Source organism: Paraburkholderia sp. EG286A (assembly GCF_040965375.1).
Lineage (GTDB): Bacteria > Pseudomonadota > Gammaproteobacteria > Burkholderiales > Burkholderiaceae > Paraburkholderia.
Map to the genome: position 1 here is coordinate 394,043 of NZ_JBFRCB010000007.1, position 13,883 is coordinate 407,925.

Below are 13,883 nucleotides of genomic sequence, written 5' to 3' on the forward strand. Positions count from 1 at the left end.
CCATCGTCCTACAATGTCGCAGTAGCCACACGTCGCCACGACATCATCGGCGGAAACCTCACTTTCCCAGGAGCAGACGATGCCAAAGATGCACGTAGTGCAGGTAGCAAAACCGGGCGCCCCTCTCGAACTGGTCGAGCGCGATATTCCCGAGCCGCCCGAGGGACACGTCCTCGTCAAGGTGCAGGCCTGCGGGATCTGCCACAGCGATTCGCTCACGAAGGAAGGCCAGTGGCCCGGCCTGCAGTTTCCGCGCGTGCCCGGCCACGAGATCGCAGGCGTGATCGAAAAGCTCGGCGCGCGCGTCGACGAATGGAAGGTCGGGCAGCGCATCGGCGTGGGCTGGCACGGCGGCCACTGCGGCCATTGCGAGCACTGCCGCCACGGCGACTTCGTGCTCTGCAAGAACGGCCAGATTCCCGGCATCAGCTACGACGGCGGCTATGCCGACTACATGGTGGCGCCGCAGGAGGCGCTCGCACGCATGCCCGACGACCTCTCCGACGTCGACGCCGCGCCGCTCCTGTGCGCCGGCATCACCACCTTCAACGCGCTGCGCCACAGCGGCGCACGCGCGGGCGATGTCGTGGCGATTCTCGGCATTGGCGGCCTCGGCCATCTCGGCGTGCAGTACGCCCGCAGAATGGGCTTCGTCACCGTGGCCATCGCGCGCGGCCAGGACAAAGCGCCGCTCGCGAAACAGCTCGGCGCGCATCACTACATCGACAGTTCCTCGCAGGACGTCGCGCAAGCCCTGCTCGCGCTGGGCGGCGCGCGCGTGATCCTCGCCACGGCCACGAGCGGCAAAGCCATGAGCGCTGCGCTGGGCGGGCTCGGCCTGAACGGCAAGCTGATCATGATCGGCGTGTCGGAGGAGCCCGTGGAAGTGCCGATCACGCAGTTCATCATGGGCCGCCACTCGGTGCAGGGCTGGCCCTCGGGCACCGCCGCCGATTCTCAGGAGACCCTGGCATTCAGCGCGCTCTCGGGCGTGAAGCCGATGATCGAGGAATATCCGCTGTCGCGCGCAGCAGAAGCCTATGAGCGGATGATGAGCGGCAAAGCGCGCTTTCGCGTGGTGCTCAAGCCCGGCGCCTGACGCGCATCGAGGCGAAGTGCGGTGCCGCGAGGCCGGCACCGCATCGGCTTTTCACTACCGTCCCGCTTGGGGCCCGGCTTCGTCGTTCGCGAGGCCGGTCTCGTCGACATAGCGATCGACAGCACTGCTGACGGTCGGATCGAAGCGGTCGGGGCCGATGTCCTCGAGCAAATCGAAGCGCTTGAGCTTGTCGCGCACCGGGTCCTTCATCTCCGCGAAATGCAGCACGATGCCGCGCTCGCGCAGCGCATGGGTCAGTTCGCGCAGCATGTCGGCGGACGTGACGTCCACACTCGTCACGGGCTCCGCCGCCACCACGACCCGGCGCACGGGCGTGGGCGACGCTTCCACCGCTTCCATCAGGCGCTGCTGGAACAACTCGGCATTCGCGAAGAACAACGGCGCGTCCCAGCGAAACAGCACGAGCCCCGGCGTGCGCACGGCTTCGGGATAGCGCTCGATGTCGTGATAGCCGCGCAACCCTTCCACGCGGCCGAGCACCGCGAAATGAGGCCGCCAGCCGTCCCAGAGGAATTCGATCACGGCGATCAGGACGGCGAGGCCAATGCCGGGAATCGCCCCGAAAACCGCGACCGCCACGAAGCAACCGATCGACAGCCAGAACTCCCACTGCTGAATCCGGTAGATGCGTTTGAGATCCGCGATTTCGAACAGCCCGAGCGCGGCGGCGATCACCACGGCGGCGAGCGCGCTATTGGGCAAATAGCGCAACAGGTTGGGCGCGACCATGAGCAGCGCCGCCACGGCGAGCGCGCCGACTACGCCGGTTAGCTGTGTGCGGGCGCCTGCGGCTTCGGCAACCGGCGTGCGCGAGGCGCTGCTGCTGATCGGGAAGCCCTGGAACAAGCCGGCCGCGAAGTTCGCCACGCCGAGGCCCACCATCTCCTGGTTCGGGTCGACGCGCGCATGAAAGCGCGCCGCATAGGTGCGCGAGAGCACGCTCGTATCGGCGAAGGCGATCAACGCGACGGCGGCGCCGCCCAGCACGATCTTGACGAGGTCCACGTTGGCGACCCACGGCAGCGAAAGTCCAGGCAAGCCCTGGGGGATCGTGCCCAGCACTTTCACACCCAGGGTGTCGAGATGAAGGAGACTGACCGAGAGCGTGGCCACGATCACGGCGATCAGGATGCCGGGCACCTTGTCGAAGCGCTTGAGCACGAGGATCAGCACGAGGCTTCCCGCGCCCACGGCGAAGCTGTACCAGTTCGCCTCGCCGCGCGCGAGCGCCTGGGCGAGGCTGAGCAGGTCTCTCATCGGGCCCTGCTCGTCGATGGAGACGGCGAAGAGCTTCGGCAACTGGCTAATCAGCACGGCGAGCGCAATGCCGTTCATGTAGCCGTATCGAATGGGCTTGGACAGCAGCTCCGTGATGAAGCCGAGGCGCAATAGCCCCATGACGACGCAGACGAGCCCGGAAACGATCGCCATCATGCTCGCCACACCGATGGCGCGTGCGGGGTCGCTGCCCGCGACCTGCACCACCACGGCGAGTATCGGCGCGGCAAGCGCGGAGTCGGGGCCGAGCACGAGAATGCGGCTGGGCCCGAAAATGGCGTAGGCCAGCAACGGAATGATCGTGGCATAGAGGCCATAGACACCGGGCACGCCGGACGCCGCCGCGTAGGCAATGCCAACCGGCACGAGCATGGTGGTCAGCACCAGTCCCGCAGCGAGATCGTTGAGCAGCCAGGCGCGTTGATAAGTCTTGAGCAACGTGACGCCGGGCAGCCAGCGCAGCCAGGGCTGGCTTGCGGTTGCACTGGCGGGCTGTGCGTTGGGAGAGGCAGGTCTTTCCATTTCCATTGGCCGGTTAATTGTCATGAGAATGCTGGCGCTGGGAATCGTGGAGCCGACGGCGTGCGCTAAAAAGAATAGGTGAAATATGCGTGTCACAAAAGAAGCCGTGTTCGCCTGTCCCGACTCTGGAATCCTGATCACGGATTCACACCGCCCTCCCGCACTTTTTCGGGCATCGCCCGCAGCCACTGCGCCAACTGGGTGCGACGTATCGCCTCCCGCACTGCTGCGGTGCACAACGCGTTGCGCGCCGCGTTTCCGCGCGGCGCGCCCAAAACCTCATCCAGCTAGGCTTTGCGGCAAACGGACAAACTGGCACGCACCTTGCTGAACTGTCATGCGCGCCCAGCGATGGCGCGTAATGCACCGATTAACCGTCGAAGACTTCATGCCGACGATCACCGAATCCCCATGCTGCGCGTACTGCTCGTAACCGACACCGACAAGCCAATCGGCGACCTGCGCGACGCGCTCGCCAGGCTCGGCTACGACATGCTCGCCGAGCCCGCGACGCCGCAGGCGCTGCATCGCGTCGTCGAACGCGAGCGGCCCGACGTCATCATCATCGACACCGAATCGCCCTCGCGCGACACGCTCGAACAGCTCGCGGTGATGAACGCCACCGCGCCGCGCCCGGTGCTGATGTTCAGCCACGACGCCAACCAGCAGCTGATCCGCTCGGCCGTGAACGCGGGTGTGACCGCCTATCTCGTGGAAGGGCTCGCGAGCGAGCGCCTTGCGCCGATCCTCGAAGTCGCGCTCGCGCGCTTCGCCCAGGAAGCGCAGTTGCGCGAGCGTCTCACGCAGGCCGAAAACGAGCTGGCCGAGCGCAAGCTGATCGACCGCGCGAAGCGCATCCTGATGGAGCAACAGAAGCTGACCGAGCCCGCCGCCTACGCGGCGCTGCGCAAGCGCGCGATGAACCAGAGCGTGAAGCTCGCCGAGGTCGCCCGCCAGATCGTCGCGCTCGCGCAGGCCCAGGAACGACCCGATTGAGCAGGAACGAAGCGCCGCCCATGAACGCCACCCCTACCCTCGCCGCGCCCGAGAAAACCCATCTGAAGATCGGCTTCGTGCCGCTCGCCGACGCCGCGCCGCTCGTCGCTGCGAAGCTGCTGGAGTTCGGCCACGCGCACGGCCTCACGCTCGAACTCTCGCGCCAGCCCTCGTGGGCCGCGCTGCGCGACAAGCTGCTGTCCGGCGAACTCGACGCCGCGCATTCGCTCTACGGGCTCGTGTATGGCGTGCAGCTCGGCCTGGGCGGCCCGCAGACCGACATGGCCGTGCTGATGGTGCTCAACCGCAACGGCCAGGCCATTACGCTCTCGAACCGCCTCGCGGATGCACTCGCCGAACACGGCTCGCTGCCGCGCGCGCTCGCCACGCTGGCGCGCAAGCCCGTGTTCGCGCAGACCTTCCCCACCGGCACGCACGCGATGTGGCTGTACTACTGGCTCGCTTCGCAGGGCGTGCATCCGCTGCGCGACATCGAGAGCGTGGTGATACCGCCGCCGCAGATGGTGGCGGCACTCGCCGAAGATCGCCTCGACGGCCTGTGCGTGGGCGAACCGTGGCCGGGGCTCGCGCAGCAGCGCGGCGTGGGGCGCACGCTCATCGCGAGCGGGGCGATCTGGCCGGATCATCCCGAGAAGGTGCTCGCCTGCCGGCGCGATTTCGTGCAACGCCATCCGAACACGGCGCGCGCGCTCGTGCAGACGATGCTCGAAGCGTGCCGCTGGCTGGACGGCGAAGGCAATCGGCGCGAGATCGCGCAGTGGCTCGCGCGCCCGGAGATGCTGGGCGTCGACGCCGCGCTGATCGCGGCGCGGCTCGAAGCGGATACGGCATCGCGCACGCCGGGCATGAAGTTCTTCGCGGAAGGCCGCGTGAACTATCCGCACGACTCCGAAGGCGTGTGGTTTCTGACGCAGTTCGAGCGATGGGGTATGCTCGCGCGCCGAAGCGACTATCGCGAGATCGCGCGCGGCTTGAACCAGACGGCGCTGTACGGGCAAGCGGCGGCGGCGATGGGCATCGCGCTGCCGGCCGGGACGGCCACCGCGCCGTTCGTCGATGGACGCGTCTGGGACGGAGACGATGCGGTGGGGTATGTGGAGGGGTTCGGCATCAAGGCGTAAGCGCGGCCGGCCGCGCCCAGCCGCTTACTTCACGACGACCTGCGTATGCCCCACGACAGGCGGCTTCTCGAAGTACGGGCCGACGAGGCGGCGCCATTCCTGAAAGTCGTCCGACTCGCGAAAGTGCACCATGTGATCCTCGACGGTGTCCCACTGCACGACGAGCACATACTGGTTCGGCTCTTCCACGCCGCGTTGCAGTTCCACGCTGTGGCAGCCGCGTGCGCGGTGAAAGAGCGGCAGCGCCTGCGCCACGGCTGCCTCGAATTCGGCGTTCTTGCCTGCGCTCACCGTGATGTGCGCCATCTCGTAGACCATCCTGTTCTCCTTGTGATTCGCGTTGATTTGCGTTGATTTGCGTTGATCCGCTGCAGCAGTCAGTGTGTGTTCAGGCGGTCGATCACTTCGTCCGCGATCGCGAGCGAAGCCGTCAGCCCCGGCGACTCGATGCCGTAGAGGTTCACGAGCCCGCTCACGCCGTGCTCGCGCGCGTCCTGGATCACGAAGTCGCCGCCATGCCTGCCCTCGGCCAGCTTCGGGCGAATGCCAGCATAACCCGGTTGCAGCGCGTCGTCAGGCAGCGCGGGCCAGTAGGTGCGAATCGCCTCGTAGAATTTCGCCGCGCGGCCCGGGTCCACCGTGTAGTCGATCGTGTCGATCCACTCCACGTCGGGACCGAAGCGCGCCTGGCCGCCAAGGTCGATCGTCAGGTGCACGCCCAGGCCCCCTTCCTCCGGCACCGGATAGATGAGCCGCGAAAACGGCGCCGCGCCCGCCAGCGAGTAGTAATTGCCCTTCGCGTAGCGCCCCGGCGGGATCGATTGCGGCGGCACGCCTTCGATGCACGCCGCGACCTGCTGCGCGTAAAGGCCCGCGCTGTTCACGACGCGCGTGGCGAGCAATTCCATCGGCTCGTCGCCGCCTACCTTGAGGAGCGTCGGCTGGCCCGGCCGTACGAGGCCGCCCGTGACGGGCGAGCAAAACGCGAGCATGCCGCCCGCCGCTTCGAAGTCGCCCTGCAGCGCGAGCATCAAACCATGGCTGTCGACGATGCCCGTGGAGGGCGATTCGAGCGCCGCCACGCACGCGAGCGCGGGCTCCCGTGCACGCGCCTCACCGCGATCGAGCCAGCGCAGGTCGTCCACACCATTGGCGGCGGCCGCCGCGCGAATCGCGCGCAGCGCATCGAGCTGCCCCTCGTGCGTCGCGACGATGAACTTACCGCAACGGCTGAACTCCACGCCCTTCTCTTTGCAATACGCATAGAGCTGGTGCTTGCCTTGCACGCACAGCCGCGCCTTGAGCGAGCCTTGCGGGTAGTAAATGCCCGCGTGTATTACTTCGCTGTTGCGCGAACTGGTGCCCGTGCCGATGGCGTTCTCCGCCTCGACGAGGACGGTTTCCCAGCCCTGCTGCGCGCACGCGCGCGCAACCGCGAGACCGACCACGCCCGCGCCGATCACGACGCAATCCACGGTATCCGTCATGAGACTTCCTTCCTCGTCACGCGAGTGCTGTTGCGACTGGCGCTATTTTGCCCAATTCGCGGGCCTTTCGTGAAAGGATGCGCACCATGAAAAAAACGCCGCCCGATCGGTCGATCGGGCGGCGTCAAACAACTGCCGGAGATGATGAAGCTAGCGGTGCATCAGAAGTGCGTATGCAGACCCACGCGCGCAACCGCCTGGGTCTGACCGCTCGAAGCGCCATCCGAGGAGTTCATGCCGTTGATCTGCGCAAGGCCGCCCGAGCTGGCGCGCTGGTACACGCCCAGCACGTACACGCTGGTGCGCTTGGAGAGCGCGTAATCGACGATCGCCGCGACCTGGTGCGCGTGATTGTTGTCGACCACCTCGTTGCCCTTCATGTACATGTACGATGCGCCGGCGCTGAGTGCCGGCGTGAAGTTGTAGTGCGCGCCCACCGAGCCCTGATACACCGAGCCGCCGTTGGCCGAGTTGTGCACGGTGGTGAAGAGCGCGTTCGTGATCCAGCCGCCGAAACGGTAGTGCGCGCCGATACCCCAGTTGCGCACGCTCACGTCGCCTTCGCCCGTCACGACCGTCTTGAGGTTCGTATAGGCCGCGTTCACGCCGAAGTCATGCGCCGAGTAGTTCAGCGCGAAGCTCGTGCCGTTGGCCGTGCCGATCGAACCGGCCACGCCGCCGAAGCTGTACATCGCGCCCGCGCTGAAACCGCCGAACGTCGGCGACAGATACTTCACCGAGTTGTTGACGGTCTCGCCGGCCATGCGGTCCCAGTCGAACGAACCGGTCGCGTTGTTCGGCAGCGCGAGCTTCTGGAACGGACCCGCGCGGAAATCGTAGAAGTGGCCCGAGAGCTCCGCCGGATCGTTGCCGGCGAAATACAGCGAGTCCGTCATGAAGTCGTACTGGTTGCCGAGCGTGAGCTTGCCCAGCTTGTCGTTGCTCAGACCCAGAATCGACGTACGGCTGAAGAGACTCTTGTTCGGCATGAAGGCGCCGTTGTCCACCTGGAACTGGTTGACGAGCTGGAAGAAGGCCTTCGTGCCGCCGCCCAGGTCTTCCGTGCCGGTCATGCCCCAGAGGTTCGGGCCGTTCACGCCGTCGTCCATCTTGACGTTGTGCTTGCCGCCCTGGTTGCTCACGTAGGTAATGCCCGTGTCCATCATGCCGTAGAGCGTCACACTGCTTTGTGCGAACGCCGGTGCGGCACACGCCATCGCACCGATGGCCCCCGTAATCGCCAATGCAATTTTTTTGTACTGCTTATGATCCTGCATTCTCCAATCTCCTGTTTTGAACAAACCTGTTTATTCGAGCATCGAAGGGTAGCGCTCTCGCCGCCCCGAGATCCGGCGAGACGCAAGAGAAGCGCGCGGCATGTGGGACCGCGCGGGTCAAACGCGACCGGGTGGGCGAAGCGCCCGCCCGAACGCAAAAGCGATTCAGGAAATCAAACGGCCAGGCAAACGCTCAGACCGCGTCGGGCACCTTGCGCGTCTTCAGGAACGCTTCGAGGGTTTCGCCGCGCATGCTCGCGTACATGCCGAGATTCGTGATCTTCACCACGCGCGCGAACTTTTCGAGCACGAAGAAGCACACGCCGTATTGAATGAGGCCGAGCCAGTCTGTTGCGTCGACGAGCGCGCGCTCCTCGCTGGTGAGCGCGGCGGCGTCGTAGGCGGCCGTGCGGTCGCGCAGCCACAGGTCGCGCGCCTGCGGCAGGCGCATTTCCCAGAAGAAACGATTCAGGCGCATGGCCTTCATGCTCTGGCGAATGTCGAAGGGGTAGGTGCCCGTCAGTTCCTCGATGCCAACCAGTTGCGGATTCATTGCCGGCCCTCTTCTTCGTACACCGTGACCGCCATCGCCGTGCTGGTCGCGAGATAGTAGTTGCGATGGACTTCGCGGATCTTGCCGCCCAGCGCCCCGCGCATGGCGAGCCACATGATCGTCTCCACGCTCTCCGCGCCGCCAAGGCGCACGTAGTCCACGTGCTTCATGCGTGCGAGGCGCTCCGGATCGTTCACGATCAGGTCGAGGAACTCCATGTCCCATTCGGTGTTGTTGTAGCCGCTGCGCTCGCCGTGCACCTGGTGCGAAAGCCCGCCCGTGCCGACCACCACCACGTCGAGATCCTGCTCGAACGATTCGATCGCGCGGCGCAGCGCCTGGCCGATCCGGTAGCAGCGGTTGGCCGTGGGCAGCGGATACTGGAGCACGTTCACCTGGATCGGCACCAGCGCCGCGGGCCAGCCGCCTTCGTGCGGCAGCATGAGCGAAAGCGGCGAGTTGCAGCCGTGGTCGAGCGGCTTGTCCTGGAAGATCGTGAGATCGAACTCGTCGTTCACGAGTTGCTCGGCGATATGGATCGCGAGATCGGGGTGACCCGCGATGTCCGGCAGCGCCCGCTTGCCCGCGCCTTCGTCGGCGAACTCGTGCGTGGCGGAAACGCCCAGCGCGAACGTCGGGTAGCAGTCGAAGAAGAAACTGTTGGCGTGGTCGTTGTAGAACATCACGAGCGCGTCCGGCTTGCGTTCGGCGAGCCACTGCGCCACCGGTTCGTACCCCTGGAAGAGCGGCGCCCACGCGGGTTCGTTCTGCTTGCCCTTGTCGTATGCCATGCCGATTGTCGGCACGTGCGATGTGCCGATGCCGCCCACTATTCTTGCCATGATCTTGCCCTCTGCTGCTGTTCATGCGGCGCACTCGCGCCGCGCTGGACCGGATGCGTCGGCAGACGCCTTCGATCCATCACTTGGGATACGAAATTACAAAAACGCCGCCCAGACCGTAAGCAAGGGTTAACCACGAATATTTCCCTTTCCCTCATGAATTCAAGGCTTGTGAGCGCTTGCGCACACTCGGCCGATCGCGCAAACCCGCGCGCCGCAAAGGATTTTGGTATCCTGAAACCCTGTTGCGGGAACTGCGGCCGATCCGCCCCGGCAACCCCCTCATAAACGAAACAGATATCAAAAGAACGAACTCGCAAGGGCCGCGCGCGCCATGCGCCGCGCGCCTCGCCCGCTGCGATTCACACATGACATGAACGGGACGACCCAGCAAACCATCGTGCAGGCGCTGCGCACGCGCATCCTCTCCGGCGAACTCGAGCCCGGCGAGCGGCTCGTCGAGGCGCAACTCGCCGAGCGCCTCGGCATTTCGCGCACGCCGCTGCGCTATGCGCTGAGTGTGCTCGCCACCGAAGGCCTCGTCGAGCGTTCGGGCGCGCGCGGCTACACCGTGCGGCGCTTTTCGGTGACCGACGTGCTCAACGCCATCGACGTGCGCGGCGTGCTCGAAGGGCTCGCCGCACGCACGGTCGCCGAGCGCGGCGTGGACGCGGCGCTCGCGCACGCGCTCGAAGACTGCCTGCGCGAAGGCGACGCGATTTTCGCGGCCGGCGTGCTCGACAGCGAAGCGGAAACGCGCTACGCCGCGATGAACGGCCGCTTCCACGCACTGATTGTGGAAGCGGCGCACAATCTTGCGGTGAGCGCCGCGCTCGGGCTCAACGACAAGATTCCATTCGTCTCGCCGGGCACGGTGGTGTTCGACAAGGCCGCGCAGCAGCGTCAGTTCATGATGCTCTCGTATGCGCACCGCCAGCATCACGCCATTGTCGGCGCGCTCGTGAACGGCGAAGGCGCGCGCGTCGAGGCGCTGATGAAAGAGCACACGCATATTTCGAAGGAGAGCCTCAATCTCTCGGTCGACCGGCTGCATCTGAGCGCGGTCGGCGATGCCGCCGCAGTTGGCACGGTTGCCACGGTCGCCGCATGAGACACGGCGCGTATCCCACCCAAAACGACATGATCGAGCCGTGAGCCAGCCCGAACTCCTGAACCTCGCGCACCTGCGCGCTTTTCGCCTCGTTGCCGACACGGGCAGCGCCACGCGCGCCGCTTCGGCCCTGTATCGCGCCCAGTCGGCCGTCACACGCTCGGTGCAGGAACTGGAGACGGCGCTGGGCGCGCCGCTCTTCGAGCGCAAGCCTTCGGGCATGCTGCCCACGGCCGTGGGCCGCGTGGTGCTCGAGCGCTGCGCGCGCATTTTCGGCGAACTGGAAGAACTCGCGCAGTGGTGCGCCGCGCGCCAGGCGCGCCGGCGCGCGTTGAGCGAAGGCACGCTGCCCGCGTATCTGCTCAACACGCGGCGGCTGCAGCTATTCGTCGCCCTCGCGCGGCACCGCCATATGCCGAGCACGGCCAATGCATTCGGCATCAGCCAGCCCGCCGTGAGCAGCGCCATGCGCGTGCTCGAAAGCGGCTCGGGTGTCACGCTCTTCCATCGCGGGCCGCGCGGCGTGCTGCTCACGGCCGAGGGCGAGACCTTCCTGCTGCACGTGCGGCGCGCGCTCAACGAACTGCGTCACGTGCCCGACGATATCGCGGCGCTGCACGGCAATATCCAGGGCGCGGTGACGGTAGGCGCGCTGCCTTTGGGCCGCACGCTGATCCTGCCGGCCGCCATCGCGCGCCTTTCCGCGCAGCATCCGGGCGTGCGCGTGGTGACCGACGAAAGCGCCTATGAACTGCTCGTGGCAGGCCTGCGCGCCGGCGACGTGGACTTCGTGCTCGGCGCGCTGCGCGAAAACGATGCGGCGAGCGGCCTGGGCAACGAACGATTGATGTCGGAAGACATGGTCGTGCTCGCGCGGCGCGATCATCCGCTCGCGAAAAAGCATGGCCTCACGTTGAACGATCTGCGTGATGCGCAATGGATACTTTCGCGCACGCATTCGCCCTCGCGCGGTCTGCTCGAAGCGCAGTTCCGCCGCGTCAAGCTCAAGCCGCCCCTGCCCACTGTCGAAACCGCCGATCTCGCCGTGATTCGCGGGTTGCTGCTCGGCACGGACATGATCACGGCGCTCTCGGCGCAGCAGTTGCACTACGAAATCGAGTCGGGGCAGCTGGTGATTCTCGACGTGCCGCTGCAGCACACGCGCCGCGATATCGGACTCACGCTGCGCGCACAGGGTTCGCCCTCGCCTGCGGCACGCGCGCTGATCGACGCGATCCGGCTCGCGGTGATGGATGTTGCGCCCGCAACGCGTGTGGTGGAGGGGCGGCGCGCGGGTTGAATCCGCAACCCGCATGAGACGATCGTCAGCGAGAATCGAAAGTCCGTAGTGCAAAGCGTTGCGTTCGTTCAGTCCAGGCGCTTTTCAAACCAGTGATGGGCATACGGTTCGGAATTGAAGGCATCGACTTCAACGAATCCGGATTGCCTGTATAGCGATATCGCTTCACGCAGAGTCTGATTAGTCTCTAGACGAATCACGCGCGCTTTGGCCTGCCGGGCACGCTTCTCCGCCTCGACGATCAACCGGCGGCCAACGCCCATCCCGCGCGCGCAAGGACTCACCCACATTCTCTTGAGTTCGGCCGGGGACTTCTTGTGAAACTTCAGCGCGACGCAGCCGATCGGGTCGCCATGGAGTCTCGCGACGATTAACGCGCCTGCCGGCGCCGTCAGTTCGACGGCGTCGGCCGACAGGCTCATGGATGGGTCGAATCCGGCTTCAAAGCGTTGGTCGAGTTCGCCGAAATACTGTTCAAAACACCACCGCGCGTCATCGCTATCAGCGTCCTCAAGCGCAAAATGCACAAGCGATGCCTGCAACAGATGTTCGACCTCGGACATGGCTTCGATCAGTCGCCGACGCTGCTTGTCGCCGAGCGGTTCGAGCACGCGTAACGCGACCGCGTCGGAGAGCCGTTCGAGTTCGGCCCTCTCGATGAGACCCACCTCAGTCAGGCAAGCCCGGCGAACCCGGCGGTCGTTCGAATCGGTGAGGACAACGACAAGTTTTTGCCGCTCGAGCGACGCCAGGGTACGGCTGACATAACCCGAATCAAGACTTAGCCGCGCGCGAAGCGTACGAATATCCGCGCCTTCGACACCGATCTCCCAGAGCAGGCGCGATTCCCCCATCGGGCGGCCTCGTCCGAGGAAATGATCGTCGATAGCGCCGATGCTTTCGGCGACTATGCGGTTAAAGCGACGAATCTGGGGAATGGAGGACACACTCATATCTCTGACTTTAGTCAGAGATATCGAATCCGTCAACCTCGAGCCGAAGCGGGCCAGTCGACAGGATGCCGTGCCCCCCGGAGCTAATGGCCGCTGTGATTGAGAACATTCTGGAGATCCTGGATACCTACGGGCTTGACGAGATGATGGGCAAACCCGGCCGACTCAGATTTTTGCCTGTCCTCTTCCTGGTCTCTTCCTGGCCGTATCCGGTGTAGGCCACGAAGACCGCCCGCTGGCTGCCGGGCAACGCTCGCAGGTGGCGTGCGAGTTCGTATCCGCTGGATTGTCCGGAAACACGTCGAAAAGCGCGTTCCCGACGATTTCGTCCCGCACTGTGAGCGTTTCCCTGAGATAGGCATCATTGACGCCTGCTATCGTGAAAGCGTCGCCGGGCCGCAAAACCAGCAAGGGCGTGGGCGTGGATTCGAAGAGGAGCTGGAAGTCCTCTTCCGACACCGCATTGGGAGTGTCCATGGCGTAGAGACCACAAGGGACAATCCTTTACCAGGGACGGTCCCTGTCGGACTGCACTCGAGGCGCCTTGTTTCGGCAAGGCGGTTTCAGAAAATCCTTCTGCAAGACCTGTAATGTTCAAAACGCGCAAGCCGTGTGCCGTTCAGCCAGGCGCCGCCCGGCGCTTCGTTATCGCAATGCCTGCCGGATTCCCAGCGCAATCATGAGCCCTCCACATGTGAGGTCGATCCATGCCTTCGCGCGACGATACGCCGTCGCAATCGCCGCGTGCGATAGAACGAGCGCGACTGCTCCGTACCAGCACGTCGCTGATACACCGACAGTAGCCAGCATCGCGAAGAACGTCGGCGTGGAAACGTGGCTGGGCACCGCTGAGGAAAACACCGCCGCATAAAAGGCGATGGACTTCGGATTCGCGATATTTGTCGCGATACCTTGCAGGAACGCGGCACGAAACAGAGGCACCTTCGTTGGGTGGCGTGCTTCTGAGGGGGTTGCCCGTGCCGACACAATGAGCCGCAGCCCGAACCAGATCAGATAGGCCGCGCCGGCAAGCCTGATACCGACAGCGAGCCACGGGAAAATAGTGAACACCATGCCGATACCAAGGATGGCGCAAGTCGCCCAGAACAGATTCACCGTCACGATCCCGGCGACAAGCGCGAGCGCATCGGAACGTCTGCCGGCTACCGCCTTCTGGGTGATTGCGACAAAGTTCGGCCCAGGTATGACGACAGCCGCCGCATAGACAGAAAAGACTGTCGCAATCGCAGACGCATTAACCATTTGTAGCCTCAGTGAATTGTGGTTGTACAAAACGTGGAG

General features: G+C 65.1%; 14 protein-coding genes. 5 read left to right on the plus strand and 9 right to left on the minus strand.

The genetic code is table 11. The annotated features are described in order from the left end of the window. The first annotated feature begins 79 nt into the window (after positions 1–79). Entirely contained in the window at positions 80–1,099 is a 1,020-nt protein-coding gene (locus AB4Y35_RS31705) for an alcohol dehydrogenase (protein ID WP_368707508.1), read from the plus strand. 54 nt (positions 1,100–1,153) lie between these two features. On the opposite strand, the gene AB4Y35_RS31710 is transcribed toward AB4Y35_RS31705, so the two are convergent. After that, entirely contained in the window at positions 1,154–2,920 is a 1,767-nt protein-coding gene (locus AB4Y35_RS31710; RefSeq protein ID WP_368707509.1) for a SulP family inorganic anion transporter, read from the minus strand. Between the two features lie 411 nt (positions 2,921–3,331). Between AB4Y35_RS31710 and AB4Y35_RS31715 the strand changes: the two genes are divergently transcribed. Together AB4Y35_RS31715 and AB4Y35_RS31720 are read left to right on the plus strand one after the other, a co-directional pair. Then, positions 3,332–3,916, plus strand: coding sequence for an ANTAR domain-containing protein (locus AB4Y35_RS31715; RefSeq protein ID WP_342923004.1), 585 nt, complete (start codon positions 3,332–3,334; stop codon positions 3,914–3,916). Positions 3,917–3,936: 20 nt separating this feature from the next. Next, the gene (locus tag AB4Y35_RS31720) at positions 3,937–5,058 is read left to right on the plus strand and encodes a CmpA/NrtA family ABC transporter substrate-binding protein (RefSeq protein ID WP_368707510.1); all 1,122 of its coding nucleotides are present in this window, start codon (positions 3,937–3,939) and stop codon (positions 5,056–5,058) included. A gap of 24 nt (positions 5,059–5,082) precedes the next feature. Here the strand turns inward: AB4Y35_RS31720 and AB4Y35_RS31725 are convergent, their stop codons facing one another. The 5 genes from AB4Y35_RS31725 to AB4Y35_RS31745 all read right to left on the minus strand — a co-directional run bounded on the left by AB4Y35_RS31725 (position 5,083) and on the right by AB4Y35_RS31745 (position 9,217). Next, positions 5,083–5,376 (minus strand): antibiotic biosynthesis monooxygenase, encoded by a 294-nt coding sequence (locus tag AB4Y35_RS31725; protein WP_368693694.1) that lies wholly within the window; start codon positions 5,374–5,376, stop codon positions 5,083–5,085. A gap of 59 nt (positions 5,377–5,435) precedes the next feature. Then, complete coding sequence (locus tag AB4Y35_RS31730; RefSeq protein ID WP_368707511.1) at positions 5,436–6,545, minus strand: NAD(P)/FAD-dependent oxidoreductase; 1,110 nt, start codon at positions 6,543–6,545, stop codon at positions 5,436–5,438. A 161-nt stretch (positions 6,546–6,706) separates the two neighbouring features. Then, on the minus strand, positions 6,707–7,762 hold the full coding sequence (locus AB4Y35_RS31735) for a porin (protein ID WP_368707556.1): 1,056 nt from the start codon (positions 7,760–7,762) through the stop codon (positions 6,707–6,709). Between the two features lie 253 nt (positions 7,763–8,015). Beyond that, positions 8,016–8,375, minus strand: coding sequence for a protocatechuate 3,4-dioxygenase (locus AB4Y35_RS31740; protein WP_324157852.1), 360 nt, complete (start codon positions 8,373–8,375; stop codon positions 8,016–8,018). Further along, entirely contained in the window at positions 8,372–9,217 is an 846-nt protein-coding gene (locus tag AB4Y35_RS31745) for a gallate dioxygenase (protein WP_368691776.1), read from the minus strand. Before AB4Y35_RS31745 ends, AB4Y35_RS31740 begins: the two co-directional genes overlap by 4 nt. 373 nt (positions 9,218–9,590) lie before the next feature. Between AB4Y35_RS31745 and AB4Y35_RS31750 the strand changes: the two genes are divergently transcribed. Beyond that, positions 9,591–10,328 (plus strand): GntR family transcriptional regulator, encoded by a 738-nt coding sequence (locus AB4Y35_RS31750; protein WP_368691777.1) that lies wholly within the window; start codon positions 9,591–9,593, stop codon positions 10,326–10,328. Positions 10,329–10,368: 40 nt separating this feature from the next. Next, positions 10,369–11,628: a LysR family transcriptional regulator gene (locus AB4Y35_RS31755; protein WP_324157845.1), complete on the plus strand. Its 1,260-nt coding sequence runs from the start codon at positions 10,369–10,371 to the stop codon at positions 11,626–11,628. Positions 11,629–11,696: 68 nt separating this feature from the next. On the opposite strand, the gene AB4Y35_RS31760 is transcribed toward AB4Y35_RS31755, so the two are convergent. From AB4Y35_RS31760 to AB4Y35_RS31770, 3 genes are all read right to left on the minus strand, one after another. Continuing rightward, positions 11,697–12,581, minus strand: a complete 885-nt coding sequence (locus AB4Y35_RS31760) for a GNAT family N-acetyltransferase (RefSeq protein ID WP_368707512.1) — start codon at positions 12,579–12,581, stop codon at positions 11,697–11,699. A gap of 165 nt (positions 12,582–12,746) precedes the next feature. Beyond that, positions 12,747–13,058: a hypothetical protein gene (locus AB4Y35_RS31765; protein WP_368707513.1), complete on the minus strand. Its 312-nt coding sequence runs from the start codon at positions 13,056–13,058 to the stop codon at positions 12,747–12,749. A gap of 168 nt (positions 13,059–13,226) precedes the next feature. Further along, entirely contained in the window at positions 13,227–13,844 is a 618-nt protein-coding gene (locus AB4Y35_RS31770; protein WP_368707557.1) for a LysE family translocator, read from the minus strand. Between the last annotated feature and the right edge of the window lie 39 nt (positions 13,845–13,883).